At 71.0% G+C, this 25,484-nt stretch carries 20 protein-coding genes; 8 read left to right on the forward strand and 12 right to left on the reverse strand.

The annotated features are described in order from the left end of the window. Positions 1–59: 59 nt before the first annotated feature. The 6 genes from ACWEPL_RS58145 to ACWEPL_RS58170 all read right to left on the reverse strand — a co-directional run bounded on the left by ACWEPL_RS58145 (position 60) and on the right by ACWEPL_RS58170 (position 5,281). The gene (locus ACWEPL_RS58145) at positions 60–434 is read right to left on the reverse strand and encodes a hypothetical protein (protein ID WP_397366102.1); all 375 of its coding nucleotides are present in this window, start codon (positions 432–434) and stop codon (positions 60–62) included. 87 nt (positions 435–521) lie between these two features. Beyond that, positions 522–1,313, reverse strand: coding sequence for an ABC transporter ATP-binding protein (locus ACWEPL_RS58150; protein WP_387831325.1), 792 nt, complete (start codon positions 1,311–1,313; stop codon positions 522–524). Then, positions 1,310–2,260, reverse strand: coding sequence for an ABC transporter ATP-binding protein (locus ACWEPL_RS58155; RefSeq protein ID WP_363963816.1), 951 nt, complete (start codon positions 2,258–2,260; stop codon positions 1,310–1,312). Before ACWEPL_RS58155 ends, ACWEPL_RS58150 begins: the two co-directional genes overlap by 4 nt. Beyond that, positions 2,250–3,248, reverse strand: coding sequence for a branched-chain amino acid ABC transporter permease (locus tag ACWEPL_RS58160; protein WP_363963818.1), 999 nt, complete (start codon positions 3,246–3,248; stop codon positions 2,250–2,252). Before ACWEPL_RS58160 ends, ACWEPL_RS58155 begins: the two co-directional genes overlap by 11 nt. 16 nt (positions 3,249–3,264) lie before the next feature. Next, positions 3,265–4,302 carry a branched-chain amino acid ABC transporter permease gene (locus ACWEPL_RS58165; protein WP_363963820.1) on the reverse strand — a complete coding sequence of 346 codons (1,038 nt, stop codon included), beginning with the start codon at positions 4,300–4,302 and terminating at the stop codon, positions 3,265–3,267. Positions 4,303–4,936: 634 nt separating this feature from the next. Next, entirely contained in the window at positions 4,937–5,281 is a 345-nt protein-coding gene (locus tag ACWEPL_RS58170; protein ID WP_192794325.1) for a PaaI family thioesterase, read from the reverse strand. 131 nt (positions 5,282–5,412) lie between these two features. Here ACWEPL_RS58170 and polA point away from each other — a divergent pair, with 131 nt between their 5' ends. From polA to ACWEPL_RS58195, 5 genes are all read left to right on the forward strand, one after another. Further along, positions 5,413–8,103 (forward strand): DNA polymerase I, encoded by a 2,691-nt coding sequence (gene polA / locus ACWEPL_RS58175; protein ID WP_363963822.1) that lies wholly within the window; start codon positions 5,413–5,415, stop codon positions 8,101–8,103. A 56-nt stretch (positions 8,104–8,159) separates the two neighbouring features. Then, positions 8,160–9,254, forward strand: a complete 1,095-nt coding sequence (locus ACWEPL_RS58180) for a polysaccharide deacetylase family protein (RefSeq protein WP_397366108.1) — start codon at positions 8,160–8,162, stop codon at positions 9,252–9,254. 192 nt (positions 9,255–9,446) lie between these two features. Continuing rightward, positions 9,447–10,937, forward strand: a complete 1,491-nt coding sequence (gene rpsA / locus ACWEPL_RS58185; RefSeq protein ID WP_363963826.1) for a 30S ribosomal protein S1 — start codon at positions 9,447–9,449, stop codon at positions 10,935–10,937. 703 nt (positions 10,938–11,640) lie between these two features. Beyond that, on the forward strand, positions 11,641–13,200 hold the full coding sequence (locus tag ACWEPL_RS58190; RefSeq protein WP_452441748.1) for an alpha/beta fold hydrolase: 1,560 nt from the start codon (positions 11,641–11,643) through the stop codon (positions 13,198–13,200). Between the two features lie 18 nt (positions 13,201–13,218). Then, positions 13,219–13,698 carry a GNAT family N-acetyltransferase gene (locus tag ACWEPL_RS58195; protein ID WP_397366296.1) on the forward strand — a complete coding sequence of 160 codons (480 nt, stop codon included), beginning with the start codon at positions 13,219–13,221 and terminating at the stop codon, positions 13,696–13,698. Here ACWEPL_RS58195 and ACWEPL_RS58200 read toward each other — a convergent pair. After that, positions 13,586–14,272, reverse strand: a complete 687-nt coding sequence (locus ACWEPL_RS58200) for a Clp protease N-terminal domain-containing protein (protein ID WP_452441749.1) — start codon at positions 14,270–14,272, stop codon at positions 13,586–13,588. The genes ACWEPL_RS58195 and ACWEPL_RS58200 overlap by 113 nt on opposite strands. A gap of 32 nt (positions 14,273–14,304) precedes the next feature. Between ACWEPL_RS58200 and coaE the strand changes: the two genes are divergently transcribed. After that, entirely contained in the window at positions 14,305–14,907 is a 603-nt protein-coding gene (coaE, locus tag ACWEPL_RS58205) for a dephospho-CoA kinase (protein WP_357728462.1), read from the forward strand. 7 nt (positions 14,908–14,914) lie between these two features. Here coaE and ACWEPL_RS58210 read toward each other — a convergent pair whose 3' ends face one another. After that, a complete protein-coding gene (locus ACWEPL_RS58210; protein WP_452441750.1) occupies positions 14,915–20,482 on the reverse strand; it encodes a TIR domain-containing protein in 5,568 nt (1,855 codons plus the stop codon). Between the two features lie 56 nt (positions 20,483–20,538). Between ACWEPL_RS58210 and ACWEPL_RS58215 the strand changes: the two genes are divergently transcribed. Then, positions 20,539–21,708 (forward strand): SLC13 family permease, encoded by a 1,170-nt coding sequence (locus ACWEPL_RS58215; RefSeq protein WP_452441751.1) that lies wholly within the window; start codon positions 20,539–20,541, stop codon positions 21,706–21,708. Here ACWEPL_RS58215 and ACWEPL_RS58220 read toward each other — a convergent pair whose 3' ends face one another. The 4 genes from ACWEPL_RS58220 to ACWEPL_RS58235 all read right to left on the reverse strand — a co-directional run bounded on the left by ACWEPL_RS58220 (position 21,709) and on the right by ACWEPL_RS58235 (position 24,549). Further along, positions 21,709–21,951, reverse strand: a complete 243-nt coding sequence (locus ACWEPL_RS58220; protein ID WP_350726341.1) for a hypothetical protein — start codon at positions 21,949–21,951, stop codon at positions 21,709–21,711. 96 nt (positions 21,952–22,047) lie between these two features. Next, the gene (locus tag ACWEPL_RS58225; protein WP_449891933.1) at positions 22,048–22,869 is read right to left on the reverse strand and encodes an inositol monophosphatase family protein; all 822 of its coding nucleotides are present in this window, start codon (positions 22,867–22,869) and stop codon (positions 22,048–22,050) included. A gap of 10 nt (positions 22,870–22,879) precedes the next feature. After that, on the reverse strand, positions 22,880–23,497 hold the full coding sequence (locus tag ACWEPL_RS58230; RefSeq protein ID WP_452441752.1) for a hypothetical protein: 618 nt from the start codon (positions 23,495–23,497) through the stop codon (positions 22,880–22,882). Further along, positions 23,497–24,549 carry a hypothetical protein gene (locus ACWEPL_RS58235; protein ID WP_350726346.1) on the reverse strand — a complete coding sequence of 351 codons (1,053 nt, stop codon included), beginning with the start codon at positions 24,547–24,549 and terminating at the stop codon, positions 23,497–23,499. The genes ACWEPL_RS58230 and ACWEPL_RS58235 overlap by 1 nt, the downstream gene beginning before the upstream one ends. A 138-nt stretch (positions 24,550–24,687) precedes the next feature. Here ACWEPL_RS58235 and ACWEPL_RS58240 point away from each other — a divergent pair, with 138 nt between their 5' ends. Then, positions 24,688–25,473: a class I SAM-dependent methyltransferase gene (locus tag ACWEPL_RS58240; protein WP_452441753.1), complete on the forward strand. Its 786-nt coding sequence runs from the start codon at positions 24,688–24,690 to the stop codon at positions 25,471–25,473. Positions 25,474–25,484: the final 11 nt, after the last annotated feature.

Raw genomic sequence — 25,484 nt, forward strand, 5'->3', positions numbered from 1 at the left:
GCTACAACCGCCCCCACACACGGACGGCCCCGCCCCCAATGGCCGGCCCCTTCTCGTCGCTACTTGCAGCCCGCCACGATCTGGTCGGCGGCCACGCGGTACTGCTTGAGCAGCGCCACCTGCCGCTCCCGGGGCACGTCGTTCCTGGACAGCCCGGCGGTCGTGGTCTTGATCGTCTGTACGGCGCCCTTCAGCGAGTCGGGCAGCCGGTCGCCGAACTCCAGCGTGATCCCGCGCAGCTCCGCCAGGCGGCCGATCACGGCGTCCTCGAAATATTGCCGGTCCTCCTGACCCTTCGGTTCCAGCATGAGGTTGGCGTACCCGATGGCCGAGACCACGCGGGCGCAGGGGCTGTCGGTGGGATCGCCGCCGGTGCTGTATTTGGACGCGGACGAGGCGTTGCCCTGGCATCCGACGAGCAGGACGGGAAGCATGAGCGCGACTGTCGCTAAACGTTTCACAACGCACATTAAAGAACGGCGAAGGGGCCCATGGGAGCCCCTTCGCCGTTCGCGATCGTCTTACGCCTTGGCCAGCGTGCCGAGGTACAGCTCGATGACCTTGGGGTCGTTGGCGAGCTGCCGCCCGGTGCCGGTGTAGGCGTTGCGGCCCTGGTCGAGGACGTAGCCGCGGTGGCAGATCTGCAGGCAGCGCCGCGCGTTCTGCTCCACCATGATCACCGTCACGCCAGCCTTGTTGATCTGCTGGGCCTGGATGAACACCAGGTCCTGCAGCTTCGGCGACAGGCCCGCGGACGGCTCGTCGAGCAGGAGCACGGACGGCTCGGTCATGAGGGCCCTGGCCATCGCGACCATCTGCCGCTCACCGCCGGACAGGGAGCCGGCGCGCTGCTTGCGCCGCTCCTTGAGCGCGGGGAACAGCTCGGCCACGAACTCGAAGCGCTCCTTGAACTTCCCCGGCACCTGGAAGGCGCCCATCTCGAGGTTCTCCTCGATGGTGAGGCTGGGGAAGACGTTGTTGGTCTGCGGCACGTAGCCGACGCCGCGGGCGACCAGCGAGTGCGCCTTCATGTTCGTGATGTCCTCACCCTTGAGCAGCACGGTGCCGCTGCGGATGGTGACCAGCCCGAACATGGCCTTGAGCAGGGTCGACTTGCCGGCGCCGTTGGGGCCGATGATGCCGATCAGCTCGCCCTCTTTGACGTAGAGGTCGGAGCCGTTGAGGATGTTGACGCCCGGCAGGTAGCCGGCGATCAGCTCGTCGCACCTCAGCACGGCGTCCTCGGCGCCTGCCAGGTGGTCGCCGCGGTCGGTGACGGCCGCCTTCGACTGGGCCGGCTCAGGGACGGTCACTTCTGCGTCTCCTCTTCGATCTCGGCCTCCAGCGCCGCCTCGGCCTCGTGAAGCTGGGCCTCCAGCTCGGTCTCCGAGAGCGGCGCGTCGTGATGGGCGCCCAGGTAGGCGTCGATCACGCGCTCGTCGGACATGATCGTCGAGGGCGGGCCCTCGGCGATGACCGCGCCCTGCGCCATGACGATCACCCAGTCGCTGATGTCGCGGACCATGTCCATGTCGTGCTCCACGAACAGCACCGTCATGCCCTGCTCGCGCAGGTCCTTGACGTGGCCGAGCAGCGACTGCGTCAGCGCCGGGTTGACCCCGGCCATGGGCTCGTCGAGCATGACCAGCTCGGGCTGGACCATGAGCGCGCGGGCCATCTCCAGCAGCTTGCGCTGGCCGCCCGACAGGGATCCGGCGAAGTCGTCGCGCTTGGCGGCGAGCTTGAACCGCTCCAGCAGCTCCTCGGCCCGTACCGTGATCTCGTCCTCCTGGCCGCGCCACAGGCTCGGGATGAGCGCGCGGAAGAAGCTCTCGCCCTTCTGCTGCTGGGCGCCCAGGCGCATGTTCTCCATGACCGTCAGCCGGGACAGCGCCTTGGTGAGCTGGAACGTGCGCACCATGCCGGCGCGGGCCACCTTGTGCGCGGGCACGCCGTTCATGGACTTCCCGTTGAACGTCCACGAGCCGGAGTCGGCCGTGTCGAACCCGGTGAGCTGGTTGAAGAACGTGGTCTTGCCGGCGCCGTTGGGACCGATCAGCGCGGTGATGGAACCGCGCTGGATCTCGACGTGGCCGACCTCGACCGCGGTCAGGCCGCCGAAGCGGCGCACGACGTTGTCCACCACGAGGATGGGGTCGGGCTTGGGCACGCCGGGATCGCGCGCCAGGTCCTTGAACGCCGCCAGGGCGGCCGCCTTGCGCTCGGTGGCGCCTGCCTGGGTGTGGGTTTCAGCGTGCATCGATTGCTATCTCCCTCTTGTCACCGAAGACGCCCTGTGGCCGGAAGACGAGCAACAGGATGAGGCCAAGACCCACGATGATGTAGCGGAAAGCGCCCACCTGGTTGGTGTCCATGAAGGTGATGTACCCGGCGCCGACCGCCTCGGTGAGCACACCGTAGATGAAGACCAGCAGCACCCAGAAGATCATCGAGCCGACGACCGGGCCGAGCACGCGGGCCGCGCCGCCGAGGATGACCATGGTGTAGACGTAGAAGGTCGTCTCGGTGCCGAAGACGTCCGGCTGCACGGAGGCGAAGGCCAGGCCGTAGATGAAGCCGCCGAGCGAGCCGATGACGCCGCCCAGGATGAGCGACTGCATCTTGTACGAGAAGACGCTCTTGCCGAGGCTGCGCACGGCGTCCTCGTCCTCGCGGATGGCCTTGAGCACGCGGCCCCACGGGCTCTTCATGAGCAGGTAGACGATGCCGCAGCAGATGGCGATCAGCGCCCAGCCGACGACCAGCACCCACAGGACCCGGTTGTTGAAGAAGATCGGCACCGGGCCGAGGTTGAAGCCGTAGTCCCCCTCGGGGAACGGGTTGAGGGCGTAGAAGCCGTCGGAGAAGCCGCGCTGGCCGTCGGAGCCGCCGAAGACCGACTTGAAGGCCACCGAGCGGAAGATGAGCCTGATGATCTCGGCCGCCGCGATGGTGACGATGGCCAGGTAGTCGGCGCGCAGCTGCAGCGTCGGGATGCCCATGAGGATCGCCAGCAGCACGGCGGCGGCGAGGCCGACGATGATGCCGATCCAGAACGGCAGGCCCATGACGGTGACGGTGACCGCCAGGCCGTAGCCGGCCACGCCCATGAACGCGGCCTGGCCGAAGTTGAGCAGGCCCGTGTAACCGAAGTGGATGTTGATGCCGATGGCCGCGAGGGCGTACAGCACCGTGTCCACGCCGATGGCGGACTTGAGGGTGGTGCTGATGATCGTGATCCAGTCCATTCTGATCCTCCCCCGATCAGCCGATCCGCTCGCGGCGGCCCAGGATGCCCTGCGGCCGGACGAGGAGCACGATGATGAGTACGGCCAGCGCGCCGACGCTCTTGAGCTCCGGCGGCACCCACAGGGTGGAGACCTGGATGAACAGGCCCACCACCAAGGAGCCGACCAGCGCGCCGAACGCGGTGCCGAGCCCGCCGAGCGTCACGCCGGCGAAGATGAGCAGCAGGATGTCCTGGCCCATCGTGTATTTGAGGCTCTGCGACAGGCCGAGCATGATGCCCGCCAGCGCGGCGATGGCGCCGCCCGTGGTCCAGATGATCCGGATGACCCGGTCGACGTTGATGCCGGACGAGGCCGCGAGCGCGGGGTTGTCGGCCACGGCGCGGGCCGCCTTGCCGGTGCGGGTGCGCATCAGGGCCAGGCCGACGATGATCAGGACCGCGAGCTCGATGCCCATGGCGACGAAGTTCTTGGGCGCGGCCGTGATGGGGCCGACCTGGATGCCGGGCTGGGCCGTGTACTGGGCGAAGGCCTCGTTCTGACCGCCGAAGAAGATCAGGAACACGTACCGCAGGAACAGCGCCACGCCGATCGAGATGATCATCATGGCGATGGTGCCGGTGCCGCGCCTGCGCAGCTGGCCCCAGAACAGGCGGTCCTGCAGGTAGCCGAGGAAGCCGCCGACCACGACCGCGATGATGGCGGCCGGGATGATATGCAGCCCGAAGCCCACGTTGAACGCGTAGGCGAGGATCGCGCCGAGCGTGACCAGCTCGCCGTGGGCGAAGTTGGTCAGGCCGGTCGTGCCGTAGATGAGCGACAGACCGAGCGCGGCCAGGGCGATGATCAGGCCGAGGTTCAGGCCCTCGAAGGTCAGCTGCGCGGCCGTCGTCCAGAACGAGCTCTCGCCGCCGCTCTCCTGCTGCTGCCCGGGAGCGCCCTTGGCCTGGAGGGCGAACAGGACGGTCGAGCAGTTGCCCTCGAAGACGGTCGGCGTGCGGACATTGTTGCCGCCGCGCACCTCCGCGTTCTGCGGAAGACTGCTGACATCCAAGGTGACCTTGTACTTACCGGGCTTGTCGACCGGAACGTCCCAAGTGCCTTGTGCGTTGCTCGTGACCTCCTTAACGGGTTGTCCGCTCTCGGTGGTCACGGCGATTTTGGCGCCGTTCACTGGCTGGCCTTGGAGTTTGAGTGTTCCCCTCAGTCCCTGGCAATCGGCGGGCCCCGCGTGAGCGGGGCTGGCCAGCAGGAAGACGAGTCCACCCAGGAAGGCCGTGAACGCGATCACGGCTCTGCGCAATGGTGCTCCCTCAAGTAGGTCAAGGCGGGGTTGTGCCCCTCCATCTCGACACGCGCGCATCGCAGGCACAACTGGGATGCTGTGGCGGGAGCTTATTCTGGTGACGCCCGGTTCAGTATCGTTCGTCACCAATTAGTGACATGTGTGTGTCGCTGATGTGAGCAAACAACAAGCCAGGTCAGGGGCTAAATCGCACTAGACGCCTGGCGGCTCGGCGAACGAATCCGTAACGATCGCCGTAAAACGTGGACGAGCCCGCGCGGGCGGCCTTTGGGACCGTGTAGGGCTTCCCCGGCCGCACACGTTTTCTACTGGGCCACCCCGCGGGCTCGCGTTCGGACCACCGTATCGAGCTACGGGCGCGGCGCGCAAAGGGACAGGAGTTTCACCTGTCGCGCAACATGCACGTGAGACGAGAGGTGCACACGAGTTTTCCCTGCTCGTCGGTGATCTCGATGCCGTACGTCGCCAGCGTCCGGCCGCCGTGCAGCCTGGTCGCCACGCCCGTGACGTGCCCGGCGGTCGCCGAGCGGTGGTGGGTGGCGTTGATCTCGATGCCCACGGCGATGCGCTCGGGGCCCGCGTGGATGGCGGCCGCCACCGAGCCCAGCGTCTCGGCCAGCACCGCCGAGGCCCCGCCGTGCAGCAGTCCGTAGGGCTGGGTGTTGCCCGCGACCGGCATGCGGCCCACGACCCGCTCGGGGCCGGCCTCGAGGAACTCGATGCCCATGCGGTCGGCCAGCGTGCCTTCGTGCACGGCGCCGAGCACCGAGAAGTCCAAGGGGTTGGTCTGCGTCAAAGGGACGTCTCCACTCTTCCGAGCTCAGGTTTTCTGTCGCAGACGCAGACTAGGCTGCGTGTGTGCCGAAGAGTGAAGTGACCCCCAGCCGCCCGCGCCTCCTGCTGCTTGACGGGCATTCCCTGGCCTACCGCGCTTTTTACGCGCTCAAGGACGCCAACCTGATGACCACCGATGGTCAGCACACCGAGGCGGTCTACGGGTTCACCTCGATGCTGACCAACGTCCTGCGCGACGAGCAGCCGACCCACGTGGCGGTGGCCTTCGACAGGTCGGAGCCGACGTTCCGCCACGAGGCCTACTCCGAGTACAAGGCCAACCGGAGCGAGACGCCGGAGGACTTCCGCGGTCAGATGCAGCTCATCTACGAGCTGCTCGACATCCTGCGCATCCCGCACCTGTCCAAGGCGGGCTTCGAGGCCGACGACCTCATCGCCACGCTCGCCACCCGCGCGGCCGCGGAGGGCATGGACGTGCTGATCGTCACCGGCGACCGCGACGCGCTGCAGCTGGTCGACGAGCACGTCACCGTCCTGATGACCCGGCGCGGCATCAGCGACATGACCAGGTTCACCCCCGATGCCGTGGTCGAGAAGTACGGCCTGACGCCGGAGCAGTACCCCGACTTCGCCGCCCTGCGCGGCGACCCCAGCGACAACCTCCTGAGCATCCCGAGCGTGGGCGAGAAGACCGCCGCCAAGTGGGTGCGCGAGTTCGGCTCGCTGACCGCGCTGGTCGACCGGGTCGACGAGGTCAAGGGCAAGGTCGGCGACAAGCTGCGCGAGCACGTCGCCCAGGTGCTGATGAACCGGCGCCTCACCGAGCTGCTGCGCGACGTCTCGCTCGACGTCGACCTCGGCGACCTCACGCAGGGCGCGTGGGACCGCGAGGAGATCAACAAGCTGTTCGACTCCCTGCAGATCCGCGGCGAGCTGCGCGAGCGCGTCTTCAAGGTGCTCGGCAGCGGCGAGCAGGAGCCCGAGCAGGGCTTCGAGGTCGAGACCGTGCTGCTCGGCCCCGACCGGGTGGCCGGCTGGCTGTCGGCGATGCCCGCGGGCCGGGCCGGGCTGGCCTTCAAGGGCGCCTACGGCAGCGGCACCGGCCGCATCGACGCCATCGCCGTCGCCTCGCCCGACGGCACCGCCGCCCACATCGACCCCGTCAAGCTCACCGAGGCCGACGAGGCGGCCCTGCGGGCCTGGCTGGGCGACGAGAGCCGCCCCAAGGCCGTCCACGACGCCAAGGGGCCCATCCTGGCGCTCTGGGCGCAGGGCCTGGACCTGCGCGGCCTGAGCTGCGACACCGCGCTGGCGGCCTACCTGGCGATGCCGGGGCAGCGCACGTTCGCGCTCGAGGACCTCGCCAGGCGCTACCTCCACCGCGACCTGCGGGCCGAGGAGGAGTCCAACGGGCAGGCCGCGCTGTTCGGCGACGACGAGGACGCCCCGGCCAAGGACCTCGCGCTGCGCGCCCACGCCGTGCGCGAGCTGGCCGACTCCCTGGAGACCTTCCTGGCCGGGCGCGGCGGCACCCAGCTCCTGGCCGACGTCGAGCTGCCCCTGCTGACCGTGCTGGCCGAGCTGGAGCGGGCGGGCATCGCCGTCGACGGCCAATACTTCACGGGCCTGGAGGCCGAGTTCGGGGCCGCGGTCAAGCACGCCGTGGAGGAGGCCCACCGCTCCGTCGGCGAGCAGTTCAACCTGGGCTCGCCCAAGCAGCTGCAGGAGATCCTCTTCGTCCGGCTCAACCTCCCCAAGACGAAGAAGATCAAGACCGGCTACAGCACCGACGCCGACCAGCTCGCCTGGCTGGCCACGCAGACCGAGCACGAGCTGCCGACGATCATGCTGCGCCACCGCGACCAGCAGAAGCTGCGCACCACCGTCGAGGGCCTGATCAAGGAGATCTCCGACGACGGGCGCATCCACACCACGTTCAACCAGATCATCGCCGCCACCGGCCGCCTGTCCTCCGAGAAGCCCAACCTGCAGAACATCCCGATCCGCACCGCCGAGGGCCGCCGCATCCGGCAGGGCTTCGTGGTCGGCGAGGGCTACGAGACGCTGCTGACGGCCGACTACAGCCAGATCGAGCTGCGCATCATGGCCCACCTGTCGGGCGACGAGTCGCTGATCGCGGCGTTCGAGTCGGGCCACGACTTCCACCAGGCCACCGCCGCGCGCGTGTTCAACCTGCCGCCCGAGCAGATCGACGGCGAGCTGCGGGCCCGCATCAAGGCCATGAACTACGGCCTGGCCTACGGCCTGTCCGACTTCGGGCTGTCCGGCCAGCTCAACATCCCGGTCGCGGAGGCGCGGGCGCTGAAGGAGGAATACTTCACCGAGTTCGGCGGCGTGCGCGACTTCCTGCAGGCCATCGTCCAGCAGGCGCGCACCGACGGCTACACCGAGACGATCATGGGTCGCCGCCGCTACCTGCCCGACCTCACCAGCGACAACCGCCAGCGCCGCGAGATGGCCGAGCGGATGGCGCTCAACGCCCCCATCCAGGGGTCGGCCGCCGACATCATCAAGGTCGCCATGCTCAACGTCCACCAGGCCGTCCGCGAGGAGAAGCTGGCCTCCAGGATGCTGCTGCAGGTCCACGACGAGCTGGTCTTCGAGGTCGCGCCAGGGGAGCTGGAGCAGCTCAAGCAGCTCGTGCGCGACCAGATGAACGCCGCCTACCACCTGCGCGTCCCGCTGGAGGTCTCCGTGGGCGTCGGGCGTACGTGGGAGGACGCCGGGCACTGACTGATCATCTTTTTCGACTAACCTGGAGGAAATTTCACTAGGCGGCCAGGAGCTCTGTGCGGATTTCAGCGTCCCTCACGCGGACCATCGGCATCGCCAACGTGGTGGTGGTAACGGTGGCCGTCGTCGGCCTGAGCCTCTTACCGTCCGAGCAGCGCCCGCACGCCAAGCCGAAGGACGTGGCCAAGGTCCAGGGCAGCGTCGCACCGCCGAGCCAGACGCCGGTGGGCGAGCCGCCCGGGGTCGTGGCCACACCCGAGTTCGCCCGGCAGGTGCACGCCAACGAGGCCGGGCTGGTGCCGGTCCTGATGTACCACCGGATCCTCCCCAAGCGGCTGGCCTCGATCGACAGGACGCCCGACCAGCTCAGGAAAGAGCTGGAGAAGCTGGCCAAGCAGGGCTACGTGCCGATCACCGCCAGAGACTTCGTCACCGGCGACATCAAGGTGCCGGCGGGGAAGTTCCCGGTCGTGCTGACGTTCGACGACGGGCACCCGAGCCACTTCGCGCTCGACGCGAACGGCAACCCCAAGGCCGGCACGGCCGTGGCCGTCCTCCAGGAGGTGGCCGGGAAATACCCGGGGTTCCGGCCGGTCGCCACCTTCTGGATCAACAGGGAGCCGTTCGGGCTGACCGACCGGGAGTCCCAGGCGGTCGCCGTCAAGTGGCTGGTCGACCACGGGTACGAGGTGGCCAACCACACCTGGAACCACCCCAATCTGCGCGTGATGCGCAAGAAGAAGGTCCGCGAGCAGATCGTCCGGCTCGAACGCCTGCTCAAGAAGCTCGGCGTGCCGGAGTCGCGGACGATGGCCCTGCCGTTCGGGTCGATGCCCCGGCCGAAGAAGCTCGCCCGTACCGGGTCCTGGGACGGCACCCGGTATGATTTCGCGGGCGTGTTCCTCGCCGGCGCGGAGCCGTCGCTTTCGCCCTACGCGAAAAAATTCGACCGGGGAGCCATCCAGCGCATCCAGAGCAACGGCAAGAAGGGCGAGTGCCGCAAGTGGTGCTCGCAGTACTGGCTGGAATGGCTGAACAAGCACCCCGGCGAGCGCTATGTCTCCGACGGCGACCCGGCCCGCATCTCCATACCGGAGAAACTGCGAGGTAAAATCGACGCCAAGCGCGGACTGCAGGTCAACGCGTATTGATTGCTCCCCGGATTGACCCCGTGGCGATGGTCTCATATGCTGATCGCTGCGCTGTGGGCTCGCGCGCGCCTCAGACGGAGCGGGCTCGCGCTCGGTCACGTCGATGTCGTAATTCCTCGGCTTGATGCGGAAGAGGGCCTGCCGCGCATCCGCCACATCGACATCCTGTCCGCGTTCGGAGCAATTCCACACATGACGTCCAGCACTGAGGCCACCTCGAGCACCCCGCAGGTAGCGGTCAACGACATCGGGTCCGAGGAAGCCTTCCTCGCGGCGATCGACGAGACCATCAAGTACTTCAACGACGGCGACATCGTCGAGGGCACCGTCGTCAAGGTCGATCGAGACGAGGTTCTTCTCGATATCGGCTACAAGACCGAGGGTGTCATCCCCTCGCGCGAGCTTTCCATCAAGCACGATGTCGACCCAGCTGACGTCGTGGAAGTCGGAGAGCACGTCGAAGCCCTGGTCCTCCAGAAGGAGGACAAAGAGGGCCGCCTGATCCTGTCCAAGAAGCGCGCGCAGTACGAGCGCGCCTGGGGCACGATCGAGAAGATCAAGGACGAGGACGGCATCGTCACCGGCACCGTCATCGAGGTCGTCAAGGGTGGTCTCATCCTCGACATCGGCCTGCGTGGCTTCCTGCCGGCGTCCCTCGTGGAGATGCGCCGCGTCCGCGACCTGCAGCCGTATGTCGGCCGCGAGCTCGAAGCCAAGATCATCGAGCTCGACAAGAACCGCAACAACGTGGTTCTGTCGCGCCGCGCCTGGCTCGAGCAGACGCAGTCCGAGGTTCGCCAGACGTTCCTCAACACCCTCCAGAAGGGTCAGGTCCGCAAGGGCGTCGTCTCCTCGATCGTCAACTTCGGCGCCTTCGTCGACCTCGGTGGGGTCGACGGTCTGGTCCACGTGTCCGAGCTGTCCTGGAAGCACATCGACCACCCCTCCGAGGTTGTCGAGGTCGGCCAGGAGGTCACGGTCGAGGTCCTCGACGTCGACATGGAGCGCGAGCGCGTCTCCCTGTCGCTCAAGGCGACCCAGGAAGACCCTTGGCAGCAGTTCGCCCGCACCCACCAGATCGGCCAGGTCGTGCCGGGCCGCGTCACCAAGCTGGTGCCGTTCGGCGCGTTCGTCCGGGTCGAGGAGGGCATCGAGGGCCTGGTCCACATCTCCGAGCTGGCCGAGCGCCACGTGGAGATCCCGGAGCAGGTCGTCCAGGTCGGCGACGAGATCTTTGTCAAGATCATCGACATCGACCTCGACCGTCGCCGCATCAGCCTCTCGCTGAAGCAGGCCAACGAGGGCGTCGGGACCGAGGTCGAGTTCGACCCGACCCTGTACGGCATGGCGGCCACGTACGACGACCAGGGCAACTACATCTACCCCGAGGGCTTCGACCCGGAGACCGGGGAGTGGCTCGAGGGCTTCGACAAGCAGCGTGAGGAGTGGGAGCGGCAGTACGCCGAGGCCCAGACGCGTTTCGAGGCTCACCGGAAGCAGATCGAGGAGGCCCGCAAGGCCGAGGCGGAGGCCGGCGAGGCCGCTCCCTCGTCCTACAGCGGTGAGACGCAGGCTCCGGCCGGCGGCTCCTCCTCCTCGTCGTCGGCTCCGGCCAGCGGCGCGCTCGCCTCTGACGAGGCGCTCGCGGCTCTGCGCGAGAAGCTCGCGGGCGGCCAGAGCTGACCTTCGGGTCCGGCTGAGGCACAGCGTTAACTCCGGAAGGCCCCGTACCGTTCGCGGTGCGGGGCCTTCCGCACGCCTGCCCCCATCGCCGGGGGGTTGGGGCCGGCCTCCGTGCCAGTGCCCGCCCCTCGGCATCGGGCACCCCCGGCACCACGACCTCCGCTGTTGGGGATTCCCGCCTTCCACGCCCCCGGCTGTCCGGTGGGCCTGGTTGTCCGGTGGGCCTGGTTGTCCGGTGGGCCCGCCTGTCCGTGCGCCTGCCTTGCGTGCGCCCGCCTTCCGTGCGCCCGGCCTCCGGGGGCCGGGGCGGGAGGCGCTGGGCATCTGGGCGCCGGGCGAGAGACACCGTGAGTGCCACTGTGCGCGTCGCGGCACCCAGGGCGGTGGATGACACCGGGGCCGCGGCCCTCCGCTCGCACCGTGCCGCAGAGGCCCGCACGGGGACATCGCAGCCGCGCCGTTGGTGTGCGGTGCCGAGGGCAGGCGCGTGGTGCGATGCGGTGCCGTCGGCCGGCAGCGTCATGGGTGAGGCTCGTGGAGTGGGGTGTGCGTGGGGGTTTCGGGCGAGGTGTCGAGGGGTCGCAGATTTTACCTTGGGTGTTGGCGAGCCCGCCGCCCGCGGCGATCGGCGCTGACAGACTGACCTGCGCTGTTGACACCACGATCGATTCCCAGGGGCGACGCATTGGGCATGGTTCAGCGGGTGATCATCCTTGCCGCGGCCGCGCTGGCGGCCGCGGCCGCCGCTTCGCCGGCGGTGAAGGGCGCGGCCGTTCCCCAGTGGCAGGACTGCGGCGACGGGTTGCAGTGCGCCAAGCTGTCCGTGCCCGTCGACTGGGCCAGGCCGCACGGCCCCCGTACCGAGATCGACCTGGCGAGGATGCCCGCGCAGGACCCGCAGCACAGCCGCGGCTTCCTGGTGGTGAACACCGGCCCGGCCTCCACCGTCCAGGCCGTGCGCGCCCGGCCGGAGGGTGTGAGCGAGCTGACCAGGTGGTTCGACGTGGTGCTGATCGAGCCGCGCGGGCTCGGCGACCGGGGGAGCGCGGCCGCCGTTCAGTGCGCGGTGGCGCAGCCCGACCCGCTGCGCCTCGCCCTCGCCCCGGAACGGGCCGGGTGGCGCGCCTACGCCCGCGACAACGCCGCCTACGACCGGAGTTGCCGCGCCGCCGCCGGACCCGCCTACGACGGGCTCACGTCCTGGCAGGTCGCCCACGACCTCGACGCCCTGCGCGCCGAGCTGGGGGAGCCCCGGCTGCGGTACTTCGGCTCCTCCTACGGGGCCGTGTACGGGCAGGCGTACATGGAGCTGTTCCCGCACCGGACCGGGCGGATGTACCTTGAAGGCGGGCCCGACCACACCGAGCCCGACCTGGAGCAGCGGCTGACCGACCGGGCGCGGGCGGCCGAGCGGCAGCTGTTCTCCTTCCGCGACTGGTGCCGCAGGCACCTGGGGTGCCCGCTCCACGACGCCGACACCGACGCCGTGGAGGTCTACGACGCCCTGACCCGCCGCACGCCCCTGCACGCGGGCCCCGGGCGTACGGTGAACTCCCGGCGCCTCGCGGCGGCCGTCCACGCCGGGCTGGCCCCCGGGCGCTGGCCGGAGCTGGCCCGGGCCATGTCCCAGGCCAGGGAGGGCGACGCGACCAGGCTGGCGGCATTGGCCTCCGAGCCGACCAAGCGGGCCTCCGAGCCGACCAAGCGGGCGTCCGAGGCGACCAAGCAGGCCTCCGAGGCGATCAAGCCGGACGCCGAGGCAGCCAAGCAGGCCTCCGAGGCGGCCAGGCCGGACGCCGTGAGCGCGCCGGCGCCGCCCGCGACCGTGTCGGGAGCCATGTGGTGCCACGACTTCATGCCCGCCGTGCCCGCCTACCAGCGCTTCCTCGCGATGGAGACGCATCTGCGCGAGGTGGCGCCGCGCGTGGGATGGGTGAGCGGCCGGTACGAGATCGCACGATGCCTTGGCATGCCGCGCAAGGGCGCGCCGAGCTGGCCCCCGAACGCGCCGGACCCCCGTCACGGCCCCACGGTCCTGGTCGGGATCGGCCGGCTGGACACCGGTGCCCGGCCCGTGGGGCACATCCCCGGGGCGGTCGTGCTGTCGCACGGCGACGGGCCCGACGCGTACCTGCTCCAAGGGGTCAGCAGGCTCCGCGCCACCTGCCTGCGCACGCACGTGCACGACTACCTCGTCAACGGGACGCTGCCGCAGGAGGGCACCGAGTGCCCCGGCGAGCTCACGGCGGGCATGTATCCGTGAGGAGCGGACGGTAGGGTGCTGCGCGTGCTGATCGAACGGGCGACCACGGCGGACGCGGGCGAGATCCTCACCTTGCAGCGGGCGGCCTACGTGAGCGAGGCCCAGCTGTACGGCGACCCGTACATCCCGCCGCTCATCGAGTCGCTGGAGCAGGTCCGCAAGGTCATCGAGGGCGCCGTCGTGCTCAAGGCGCTCGACGCCGGCCGCGTGATCGGCGCGGTGCGCGGGCAGGTGTCCGGCACGACCTGCCTGGTCGGCCGCCTGGTCGTGGCGCCCGACCGCCAGGGCCGGGGCATCGGCACGGCGCTGCTGACGGCCCTGCACGAGGCGGTGCCGGAGGCGGAGGCGTTCGACCTGTTCACGGGGCACCTGTCAGGGGTCAACCTCAAGCTCTACCGCCGTCTGGGCTACCGGGAGACGAGCCGGGAGCGGATGGACGATCATCTGACGCTGATCCATCTGCGTATGCGGCCAGATCGATCCCTTCCTCAGCCGTGATCATGACGCGGCCCAGGTCGTCGTCCACCCAGTTCCATCCCCATCGCCACTCCGAGCCCGCCGGATGGTCGGCGTTGAGCCGGTCGAGCACGCCCTGGAGGGCGGCGGCGGGCACGATGACCTGGTGGCGGCCCCGCCACGGCACGTGCACGGGCGGGTCGACCGGCGGTGTCCCGACCCCGTGCGCGCGCAGCGCCGCGGCCACCGCCGCCGGGTCCACCCCGAACAGGTGCAGCGGCGTCGGCCCCCGGTCCTCCTCGACGTCGTAGGCCAGGGCCATGAGCCAGTCCGCCGGCTCCGCCTGCCGGTGGCCCGCGGCCAGCGCCAGGCCGGTCGCGATGCCGTACAGCTTGTAGAAGGCGGGGTTGGCGAAGCCGCCCGCCCCGTGCGCGGGCCTGGCGTGGTGCGGCAGGCATTCGAGCGCGTGCGCGCGGTCCAGCCCCGCCTCGGCCAGCACCCGCGCGGCCAGGGACTCGCCGGCCAGCAGGGCGAGCACGACGTGTTGCGGCCCCACCCAGTCGTCCCCGACGGCCGCGGCCTGCTCGTGCGCGGCCCGTACGATCGTCGTCTTCATGTCTACGATGATGACCCCGTAGGCTTTTTCCCGTGTTGAAGACTGGGCTCACAGGCGGTATCGGATCGGGCAAGAGCGAGGTGTCGAAGCGGCTCGCGGCCAAGGGCGCCGTCGTGATCGACGCCGACAGGATCGCCCGCGAGGTGGTCGAGCCGGACACGCCGGGGCTGGCCAGGGTGGTGGCCGCGTTCGGGGAGGGTGTGCTGCGCCCCGACGGTTCGCTCGACAGGGAGAAGCTCGGCTCCATCGTCTTCGCCGACCCCGAGCGGCTCGCCGCGCTCAACGCGATCGTCCACCCGCTGGTGGGGGAGCGGGTGGCGGAGCTGCAGAGCCGGGCGGCCGACGACGCGATCACCGTCTACGACGTGCCGCTGCTGGCGGAGAACCACCTGGCCCCCATGTACGACGTGGTCATCGTCGTCGACGCGGCCGACGAGACCCGCATCCGGCGCCTGGCCGAGCACCGGGGCATGCCGGAGGCAGACGCCAAGTCCCGCATCGCCGCCCAGGCCTCCCGCGAGGACAGGCTGGCGGTGGCCGACATCGTGATCCCTAACGAGGGTTCGCTGGCCGAGCTGGACGCCCGGGTGGACGAGGTCTGGGAGGAGCTGACGAGGCGCGCGGGCCGCGGCTGACCCGTGCTCAGAAGGGCGAGTCGAGCGGCACCTGCCGCACGCCCGGCAGGTAGGGGTCGAGCTCACCCAGCTCGAACCGGGACATCCCGATCACGTGCCAGAACTGCCCCGCCGGCTCGCCATGGACCTTGTAGCGCCCGTCCGGCGCCAGCGCCGCCCACCCCTCGGCCAGCCCGAGCAGGGTGGCCCGCCGCTCGCCGCCCTCCCAGAGGATCACCACGCCGTCGTCGCCCGCGCTGGCCAGCAGGTCGGCGACCGGGCTGAAGGCCACCGACCACACCCGGCGGGCGTGCCCGGCCAGCGTGTGCCGCGGCCGCCCGGTCGCGGTGTCCCAGACCCGCACCACCAGGTCGTCGCCGCCCGTGGCCAGGCGCTCGCCCGTCGCGTCGAACGCCAGGCTCCACAGCCGCCCCTCGTGCCAGAGCTCGTGCACCAGCCGCGGCTGCCACGGCTGTCCCGGGCGCAGCTCCCACACCATGGCCCGGCCGTCGTTGCCGGCGCTGGCCAGGTGGCGGCCGTCGGGGGAGAAGACCACCGAGTAGACCCGGTCGGTGTGGCCCTTGAGCGTGGCGACCCGGCCGCCGGAGGCCACGTGCCACAGGCGCACGAGCCGGTCGTCGCAGCCCGTGGCCACGTACTCGCCGTCGGGGCTGAACGCGATCGAGCGCACCCGCCCGCGGTGGTCGGCCAGGTGGCCCGCCAGCCGCCCGGTCGGGCGGTACCAGATCTTGACGCTGTCGTCGTCGTTGGCCGTGGCCAGCAGGAGGCCGTCGGGGCTGAACGCCTCGGCCCAGACGTGGTCGGTCTCGGCGCTCAGCTCGCGCTCGTAGTCGCCGGTGACGGCGTTCCAGAAGTGCACGCCGCCGTCGTTGCTGGAGGTGGCCAGCACGGGCCCGGCGGGGGAGAACAGGGCCGAGATGAGCCGGTCGGCCGTGCCGGTGAACTCCCGCAGCCGCCGTCCCGTACGCGGCTCCCACACGCGTACGACGCCGTCGTTGCCGCTGGTCGCCAGCATCGAGCCGTCGGCGCTGAACCTGACGGACGAGATGCGCCGGCCGTGGCCGCGCAGCACCCGCTGGCACTTGCCCGAGCCAGGGTCCCACAGGCGCACGGTGCCGTCGTTGCTGCTGGTGGCGATCTGCTGGCCGTCAGGCCGGAACGCGAACGGCCAGACCGAGCTGCGGTGGCCCGTCAGCTCGACCCGCTGGCCGCCGCCGACCGGCTGCAGCCGGAGCACGCCGCCCGAGTCGCCGCTGGCCAGCGCCTGCCCGTCGGGGCTGAAGGTCACCTGGTAGACGGCCGCCGCGTGGGTGGTGTGCACGCCACGGGACTCGCCCGACGGCTCCCACAGGCGTACGGCGCCCGCCGTGTCGCCGGTGGCCAGCAGCGAGCCGTCCGGCGAGAACGCCACACAGTAGATGCTGCCCGCGTGCCCGCCCAGCACGTGCAGCGGCCGCCACGTGGCGGTGTCCCACAGCCTGACGGTGCCCGCCTCGTCGCCGGTGGCCAGCAGGCGGCGGTCCGGGCTGTGCACGGCGCGGTAGACGCTGCCGCGATGGCCGTCGAGCGTCTGCTTCACCTGCCCGGACGTCAGGTCCCAGACGCGTACGACACCGGCCGCGTCGCCCGTCACCAGCACCGAGTGGCCGAACGACGCCGTGTAGATCGGCGCCTGGTGGCCTTCGAGCGCGTGCGCGAGCCGCCCGGTGGCCGTCTCCCACACGCGTACGATGCCGTCGCCGCCCCCGGCCGCCACCAGGTCGCCGGCCGGGCTGAGGCGTACCGGCCAGACGCCGTCGGCGTGGCCCTTGAGCGCGTGCAGGCACTCGCCGGTGAGGGAGTCCCAGAGCAGGACGGCTCCGTCGCTCGCGCCCGTGGCCAGCAGGTCGCGGGTGCGGGCGAACGTGACCGCGTAGACGCGGCCCCGGTGCCCCTGCAGCGTGCGCACGGGGGCGCCGCCGACGCAGAGGAGCACGCCGCCGTCCTCGTTGCCGATCGCGATCGTGGAGCCGTCGGGGCTGTAGGCGATGGGCTCGGGCAGGCGGCTGGTCTGGAAGTGGTAGCCGTACGGGACGCCGATGCCGGCCGGGGCGAACTCGACCTCCACCGGCCGGCCGGGCACCACCGCCGCGCCGGGCAGGTGGGGCAGCGTGCCGGTCACGTTGATCAGCGAGGCCCGGTGCCAGCGGGCGCCCTCGACCGCCGCGTCGCTCAGGTCCACCCGCGCCAGCCGCGCTCCCGACAGGTCGGCGCCGGTCAGGTCGGCCCCGGTCAGCGCGGCGCCGTCGAGCCGGGCCCCGGTCAGCCTGGCCTCGCGCAGGGTGGCCCTGGACAGGTTGGTGCCCGCCAGGGTGGCCTCGGACAGGTCGGCGCCGGTGAGGTTCACGTCGCTCAGGTCCCTGGCCGACAGGTCCTCGCCCTTGAGGTTCGCGCCGCGCAGGTCGGCCCGGGCCGGGGTGCGCAGCCTGGCCGAGATCTTGACCGCGTTGGCCCTGGACACGTCGTCGCCCGGCGGGTCGGCCGCCCACGCGTGCAGGGCCCGTACGTCGGCCAGGTCGCGCAGGAACTCCACGGTCAGCGCCGACAGCGGCCTGCGCGACAGCAGCGCGAAGTTGTCGAGGGCGATGTGGCGGGCGATCAGCCACTCCATCACGGACGCGTGGATGAACCCGAACATCCCGTCCTCGGTCCGCACCAGCAGGCTGCCCGACCCCATCCGGTAGGCCGCGTGCGCCGCCGACAGCTGCCCGTCGGACAGATCCGTGAGCGTCTCGCCGATCTCGGTCAGCTCGTCCACGCCCAGCAGGGACTCGCCGGTGTCCCACAGCCGCATCGCCAGCGCCGTCACCGCCTGCCACAGCTCGTCGACGGTCAACGCCGTGGCCGAGCCGGGGATCCTGGCCCGCCGCTCCTCGAAGGCCAGCCAGGAGCTGAGGATCTCGTCGTACAGCAGCGCGGGGCTGATCGTGTGGCGGGCGCCCGCCACCGTACGCAGCCGGTCGGCGTCGAGGTCGGCGATGAAGGTCAGCATGCGCGGGTTCTGGGCCAGCGCCAGCAGGTCCTTGATCTCGCCCATCAGCGACATGCGCGCGCCGGCCTCGTCGCCGTCGTCGAACCGGTTGGCCAGGTAGGAGCGGATCTGGTCGTGCGTGAAGTCCTCCACGCTGAGCACCCGCCGCTGCGGCACCACCCCCACCATCTCGCCGAGCGAGGTCAGCACCTGGCTGTGCGACTTGAAGTGCTGCGTACGGCTGGCGACCACGATCTTGGCCTTGTCCTCGGCCGCCGCCAGCAGCGTGGCCAGGTGATCGGCCGCCCGGTCGAACGTCAGCCGGGTCACCAGCTCGTCGAACCCGTCGAACAGCAGCACGATGCGCCCCTGCCTGAGCAGGTAGCGGAACGCCTTGAGATCGATGAACTCCTCGCCGTGCCCGGCCAGATGGGCCGCCACCAGCGCGTCCACGGAGTGCGCCTTGTCCAGGGCGCGCAGCTCGATCAGGATCGGCGTCAGGTGCGGCAGCTCGACCGGGATGCGCCGGGCCAGCTCCCGCAGCGCGAACGTCTTGCCGTGGCCGAAGTCGCCGAGCAGCAGCAGGAACCTGCCGTGGTCGGTGGCCAGCAGCCGCATCAGCTCGTCGGTCAGGCCGTGCTTGATCTGGCCGTCCTGGCGGTCGAGCTCGCGGTAGCGCTGCGGCACGTACAGGTCGGGCGGGTAGCGGCGGTCGGCCATCAGCCTGGCCGTCTGCTCGGCGACGTAGCCGGTCAGGTCGAGCAGCCCCTGGAACTCGGTGAAGGTGCGCAGCCGCACCCCCTTGCGCATCAGGTCGTCGCGGACCGCCCGGGAGGCGGGCGGGCCCTGGTAGACCAGCTCGGCGGCCAGGCCGGTGGCGTGCGCCTGGCGGACGAAGCCGTCGGCGGTGCTCTCGGTCAGCTCGCCCACGTGCGCGCCGATCATCGTCTGGCGGACGAAACCGTCATCCGGGTGGGTGACCACGAGGTGCGCGTCGAACCGGCGGATCCTGGCGCGCTCGTGCCGGGCCTCGCAGACCTCGGCGATCCGGTCGAGCAGCAGCTCGACCGGGCTCGGCGCGCGCTCGTCCGGCTTGGGCGCGGGCGGCTCGGGGGCCGGGCTCTCGCCGGTGAAGGTGGCCCGCACGGCCTTCCACCGGTACGGGACCGGCTCGGGCTCGCCCGCGTCGGGCAGCCAGATCCGCAGGCCGTCAGGGGTGATCTCGACCACCTGGTGCCGCCCGGAGCGCGGCGCGGCGATCACTCCCTCGGCGCGGTGGGCGGACCCGCCGTGGAAGAGCAGGTTGAGCCGGTGGGTCAGCAGGCGCTCGAACGTGGGCGCGTCCCGCAGCTCGCCCGGCGGATGCCCGATCGCGCCCAGCCGCAGCCACGCGCTCTCCTCGTACGGCCGCAGCCGCTCGGCGAACCAGGCCGCCTGCGCCTCCCCGAGCTGCGCGTACGCGTCGCGTTCGAGGTGGCTCATCGCCATCGTCGAGTTGAGCCCCGCCACGACCACCTTCAGATCGGGCACCTCGAACAGCGTCCACGGCTGCCCGCCGTCGAACACCCGGTCGTCCAGCCCCTGGTACACCTCGCCGAACAGCCCGGCGAAGTGCCGCCACTTGGGCCAGTAGGGCGGCTGCGGGCTCACGTCGTCGGCCTCGCAGGTCATGAAGTACGCGCTGGCGGCGGCCTTGGTCACGTCACGCGGCCCGGGCAGCAGGATCAGCCGATGCTGCTCCAGCCCGATCAGCAGCCGCAGGTCGGTCACGAACCGTGTCGCCTGCCCGAACTGCCCCAGGCTGCCCGACTCGGTCAGGTCGCCGGTGACCAGCATGAGGTCGGGACGCGGCATGCCCCGGTCGTACATGGCGGTCAGGTCCGCCCAGATGCGCGCCTGCATGTCCTCGGGCGTGAACGGCTCGCCCGGATCGGGCAGCGCCCGGCCGAACCTGGGGCCGCCGATGTGCAGCACGCTGATCGACTCGCGCGCCCGGTCGGCGCTCACCGTCGGGGGGAACTTCGGCGCCGCCACCGGCGTGCGCCGGGCCCTGGCCCGGTCGCCCGGCGGCGGCAGCGTCGGGACGGGCACCGGCACCCTGGAGCCGTCGGGGAACGCGGGCGCCGCGGCCGGCTTGGCCCGGCCCGCCATCGCCTCCCGCACCCGGCCCAGCAGCAGCGCCCTGGCCTGCCCTGGGTCGGTGACACCCAGCAGGTCGACCCAGGTGATCGTGGACAGCAGGCCCTCGAGCTGGACGTCCTCCAGCCTGATCGTGACGAGCTTGTTGGAGGGGTTGTCGGGGTCGGCCCGCAGCGCGGCCTGCCACTCCATCCGGCCGTAGCGGGAGGTCAGGTAGTTGCGCGAGAGCACGGCCACGACCACCTGCGCTTCGCTGACCCCGCGGTCCATGAAGTCGATGAAGTTGGTGCCCGGTACGAAGTCCCACTCCTGGATCATGGTCTTGTAGCCGGCCGCCTCGAGCTCCCAGGCTATCCAGGTGGCCCACGCCGTGTCGGCCGGGGAGTAGCTGACGAAGATCTCGGTCGGCCTGCCGTCACGCGCCATGAGCTCAGTATCCCCTGTGGGGCCGCAGGTTTTCAGCGTGTGGGATCATCTATCGGGTGTGGCGTCTCGGAGTGCTCGACCTGATCAGGATCGGGCTGCTCATACTCGGCGTGGTGTTCGTGGCGACCGGGTTGCTGCCGTGGGAGGACGCGCTCGCCAGCCTGGATGAGATCGGGCCCCTGCTGATCTTCCTGGTCGCGATCATCGTGCTGGCCGAGCTCACCAAGGAAGCCCAGGTCTTCGACGCCATCGCGGCGAGGATGGCGGTGCTCGGACGCGGCAACTACGCCGCCCTTTTCTTTCTTTGCACCGCCTTCGCGTCATTTATCACGATATTTCTGAATCTGGACACGACGGCGGTCCTGCTCACCCCCGTCATGCTCGCCCTCGCCCCCAGGGCCCGCATCGCCGCCCTCCCCCTGGCCATGACCACGATCTGGCTGGCCAACACCGCGAGCCTGCTGCTCCCCGTCTCCAACCTGACCAACCTCCTGGGCATGGAGAAGATCGGCCTGGACGCCCAGGAGTTCGCCGCGCGCATGTGGGCCCCGCAGCTCGCCTCGATCGCGGTGACGATGGTGTTCCTGTGGGTGTTCTACTGGCGCCGGGGCGAGCGGCGCGACCTGCGCTACACCCCGCCGCTGCTGGAGCCGGTGGCCGACCGCGTGCTGTTCGGCGCCGCGTCGGCCGGCTGCCTGCTGTTCATCGCGATGCTGCTGCTCAAGACGCACGTGGCCATCGCCGCCACGGCTGCGGCCGCGATCATCGTCGTGGCCTTCCTGGTACGCGCCCGCGAGCGCCTGACCTGGAGCCTCGTCCCGTGGCAGCTCGTGATCTTCGTGACGGGGCTGTTCCTGGTGGTTCCCACGCTCAGCAGGCACGGCCTGTCCGACCTGATGACCTGGATGGTCGGCACGGAGGGCGACCCCTACCGCACGGCCGCCGTCGGGGCCGGGCTCTCCAACACCATCAACAACCTGCCCGCCTACAAGGCCGTCGAGACCGTCATCCCGGCCGCCGACCAGGACCAGCTGCTGGCCCTGCTGGCCGGCACCAACGTGGCCCCGGTCATCACGCCGTGGGCGTCGCTGGCCACGCTGCTGTGGTTCGAGTCGTGCCGCCGCCACGAGGTCAAGGTCCCGATGCGGCGCTTCCTGCTGACCGGCACGGGCCTGGCCGTGGCCGGGCTGCTCGCCACCGTGTGGACCCTGGTGCGGTTCAGCTGATCAGGCGGCGGCCAGCGCGTAGGCGCCGGCGACCGCGTCCAGCGCCCAGCGCATCCGCACGACGTACGTCTCGGGGTGGTCGCCCGCCTCCTGCGCCACGTACGCCGCGCACCGGGCCGCGTCGCCGCCGCACCGGCACAGCCGCTCGTCCACGGCCTCGCGGATCTGGAACGGCGACAGCCGGTCGGACGGCTGCAGAGCGGTCGCGAAGAGCACCTGCGCCAGCTCGGTCGTGGTCATCATGTCGAGCCCCTCTCCCTTGTTCCGTTCTCTCCCAATAGACCTCGAACGGGAGCGGAACTCATCGGCGAAGGACACACATGTTCTGCGGACTTTTCCTCATTCGGGCCCGAGGAGGGCGAGCAGCCCGGGGACGGCCCGGGGATGGGCGGCGACGAAGCTGCGGTCGTCGGCCGTGCCGTCGATGCACTCCTCGAACGGGCCGCCGTCCAGCGCCCTGATCTCGATGCCGGCCTCCCGGGCGAGCAGCGCCCCCGCGGGCAGGTCGACCGCCTCGGCCCGGTAGCCCACGATGCCGTCGATGTCGCCGCGCGCCAGCATCGCCCACGCCAGCAGCGGCGCCCACAGCTGCAGCACCCGCCGCGCGTTGAGCTCCAGCGCCGTGCGCAGCGCGCGTGCGGTCGCGTCGTCCCTGGTCACGCCGTAGCCCTGGGTCCAGGCCAGCAGCGGCCCGTGCGGGCTCGGCGCGTACGGGGGCGCGAGGCGTACCCCCGAGGACGATCCCGCCGGAGCGGACAGCGCCCCCCGCCCGCGGACGGCCGACCACGTCTGGTCGGAGACGGGATCGTGCACCACCCCCAGCACGGGACGCCCGCCCCGGCACAGCGCCACGCCCACCACGTAGGCGGGCAGGCCGATCGCCACGTTGTTGGTGCCGTCGAGCGGGTCGACCAGCCACGTCCACTCGCCGCCCGCGGCCCCCACCAGTCCCGACTCCTCGGCGATCACCGTGTGCGACGGGTACGCCGTCAGGATGCGCTCCAGCAGCAGCTTCTCCGAGGCCAGGTCGAGGTCGGTCACCACGTCGCCCGCCTCGCCCTTGGCCCGGACGCCGACCACGCCGCTCATGCCTTCCCGGAGCAGCGCCCCCGCGGCCTCGGCGGCTTCGACGGCGACCGTGCGGGCGTGATCCAGGTCCATCGGATGCCTCTCAGGTCAGGTGAGCGGTGATCAGACGTACGGCCAGCTCGGTCTCGCGGGCGTCCAGCGGCTGCCTGGCCACGTGGTGCGGCCCGCCGCCCAGCGGGCCGAGCGACAGGTCGCGGCTGCCGGGCCGGCCCCGCCCCAGCGCGATCGTGGCCGCCTCGCCGCCCTCCGGCACGACGCTGCTGTGGAAGCGGTCGGCGGCCAGCGTGTACGTGTCGCCGGGGCCGAACACCTCCACCAGGCCCGTCGCGTGCCGCACGGTGCGCCCGGTGGGCGAGATGCGGTCGCCGTCGGTCCCGCTGACCACCTCGAAGACGCGGTGCGTGGCGTCCCGGCCGGCGTCGGTGACCACCGCGTGCACGTTGCGCACCTGGCCGTAGAGGACGTGGCTGACCAGGTCCCAGCTGTGGCAGTGGATCTGCGAGGTGGTGCTCTCGGCGTGCGCGAACGAGTCGGACCACAGGTGGACGCACACCCCTTCGCCGCCGTCGCGCTCCAGCGGCAGGCACACGAACCCGAGCGGGTGGCGCACCGCCGTCAGGCCGCCGGACGAGAGCGTCTCCAGCGCCCAGGCCCTGGCCTCGCCCACGATGACCCGCTGGTGGACGCCCTGATGGCTCATCACGCACCAGCTCGATCATGCGGCTCACCGTAGGGGTCCATCGCCCGCAACGCCTTGCGGGCGATGTCGACGACGTCACGGCCGTTGTACGCCTTGGGCAGCGGGATCCCGACGCGTTCGAACAGCTCCTGAACCTCCTCGATGGTGGGCTCGTCGCTCAACGGCACCTTCTTGTACATCTCCAGCGGCACCCGCCGCGCCTGCTCGAAGCTGAGCCGCAGCTCGGTGTCGCAGTTCTCGTAGTAGAACGTGCCGGCCAGCGCGGTCATCGCCTTGTTGGGGTCCTCGACCGTCATGATCAGGCGGGTGGCCGACACGTCCCAGCGGAACGTGGTCATCGTCGAGGACAGGCCCACCGCGATGTCGAGCAGGCCGTAGCGCTGGCGGTGCCAGAAGGCGGCCAGGATCGTCGCGTACGACTCCTTCCTGGCCCGGTCGGTCGTCCACGTCTCGCCGGTGCCGTCGGGGGCGTCCGACAGCGAGCGGCGGTAGTGGGCGTACGTCTCGCACACCTCCAGGTTGGACGGGTCGATCACCTCGACCCTGACCGTGAGGTGGCGCTTGTCCCTGCGGGCCGCCGCGACGCACTCGGGCAGGGTGACCGCGCGCAGGTAGGTGCCGGTGCCGCCCTTGAAGCTCCACCGGTGGGTGTCCTTGCGCGCCTCCGCGTGGGACTGGGCGATCTCCTGGCTGCTGCCCAGCACCCGTACGAGCTGGAGCGCGTCGAGGGCCTTGCGGGTGCTGCCGACCAGCGACTCGATCTCCTGCAGGCGGGCCAGGCGCGCGGGCAGCTCGGCCAGCGCGCCCGAGGTGATCGTCTCCTCGACCGGGGCCTGGCGCGCGCGGTCGCGCAGCAGCGCGGTGGCCACCAGCGCCATGATGACCAGGGTCGCGGCGTTGACCAGCTGGGACTGCACCTCGTCGGGCACGATCTCGTTGGGCATCACGCCCACGACGCCGATCACGATCGCGAGCACCAGCGCGATGGCCCCGTCGGCGTTCTGCGCAGCCCATGGGGCGACCTGCTTCACCGCCGCCACGAACCGTGTCATCGCTCGCCCCGCCGTTCGACGATCATTCAGTCCCCGAGGTCATGGTAACGACCGCGCCAAGCGACCACCAGTACACCCAGAGCCAGGGAGCTTTATTGCCTCGAACCTGAACGGGTCCCATGGGTAGCATCGGCTCGCATGATCATGGATCCCGAGGTGATGGGCTACTACGAGCAGGGCGGCGAGCTGACCAGGCTGCGGCGGGGGCGCAACCGGCTGGAGTACTGGCGCACGCGTGACGTGCTGCGCCGCGTCCTGCCGCCGGCCCCCGCGCGGGTGCTCGACGTGGGAGGGGGCACCGGCGCGCACGCCGAGTGGCTGGCCGCCGACGGTTACGAGGTCGAGCTGATCGACCCGGTGCCGCTGCACGTACGGGAGGCGTCCACGCTGCCCGGGGTGAGCGCCCGCCTGGGCGACGCCCGCGACCTGCCCGTCCCCTCCGGCCGGGCCGACGCGGCGCTGCTGCTCGGCCCGCTCTACCACCTGCCCGAACGGGCCGACCGCGTCCGCGCCCTGGCCGAGGCCAAGCGCGCCGTGCGCCCGGGCGGGCCGGTCGTGGCGGCCTTCATCAGCCGGTACGCGAGCGTGCACGACGGCGTATACCGCGGCGGCTTCGTGGACGAGGAGTACCGGACGGCCGACTACCGGGGCCTGGAGACGGGGGTGATGATCTCGCCCAGGCCGGGCGGGTTCCGCGGTTACCTCCACGATCTCGAGGAGATCCTGGACGAGTTCGCCGACGCCGGGCTGCCGCGTCCCGACCGTTACGGCCTGGAGGGCGCCTTCTGGCTCTACGGCGATGTGGACGACTGGCTGGACGACGACCAGCGGCGCGAACTGCTGCTCGACGCCGCCCGCAGGCTGGAGTCGGAGCCGTCGCTCCTGGGGGTCAGCGGCCACCTCCTGGCAGTGGCGACCGCCTGACCGCGCGCCCC

The sequence above is a fragment of the Nonomuraea sp. NPDC004186 genome (assembly GCF_053603495.1).

Bases quoted from the DNA above. Each gene is read 5' to 3' on its own strand.
- ACWEPL_RS58145 (WP_397366102.1), bottom strand. From the start codon at position 434: ATGCTTCCCGTCCTGCTCGTCGGATGCCAGGGCAACGCCTCGTCCGCG.
- ACWEPL_RS58155 (WP_363963816.1), bottom strand. From the start codon at position 2,260: ATGCACGCTGAAACCCACACCCAGGCAGGCGCCACCGAGCGCAAGGCG.
- ACWEPL_RS58160 (WP_363963818.1), bottom strand. From the start codon at position 3,248: ATGGACTGGATCACGATCATCAGCACCACCCTCAAGTCCGCCATCGGC.
- ACWEPL_RS58170 (WP_192794325.1), bottom strand. From the start codon at position 5,281: ATGGGCATCGAGTTCCTCGAGGCCGGCCCCGAGCGGGTCGTGGGCCGC.
- rpsA (WP_363963826.1), top strand. From the start codon at position 9,447: ATGACGTCCAGCACTGAGGCCACCTCGAGCACCCCGCAGGTAGCGGTC.
- ACWEPL_RS58200 (WP_452441749.1), bottom strand. From the start codon at position 14,272: ATGAAGACGACGATCGTACGGGCCGCGCACGAGCAGGCCGCGGCCGTC.
- ACWEPL_RS58210 (WP_452441750.1), bottom strand. From the start codon at position 20,482: ATGGCGCGTGACGGCAGGCCGACCGAGATCTTCGTCAGCTACTCCCCG.
- ACWEPL_RS58220 (WP_350726341.1), bottom strand. From the start codon at position 21,951: ATGATGACCACGACCGAGCTGGCGCAGGTGCTCTTCGCGACCGCTCTG.
- ACWEPL_RS58225 (WP_449891933.1), bottom strand. From the start codon at position 22,869: ATGGACCTGGATCACGCCCGCACGGTCGCCGTCGAAGCCGCCGAGGCC.
- ACWEPL_RS58230 (WP_452441752.1), bottom strand. From the start codon at position 23,497: ATGAGCCATCAGGGCGTCCACCAGCGGGTCATCGTGGGCGAGGCCAGG.
- ACWEPL_RS58235 (WP_350726346.1), bottom strand. From the start codon at position 24,549: ATGACACGGTTCGTGGCGGCGGTGAAGCAGGTCGCCCCATGGGCTGCG.
- ACWEPL_RS58240 (WP_452441753.1), top strand. From the start codon at position 24,688: ATGATCATGGATCCCGAGGTGATGGGCTACTACGAGCAGGGCGGCGAG.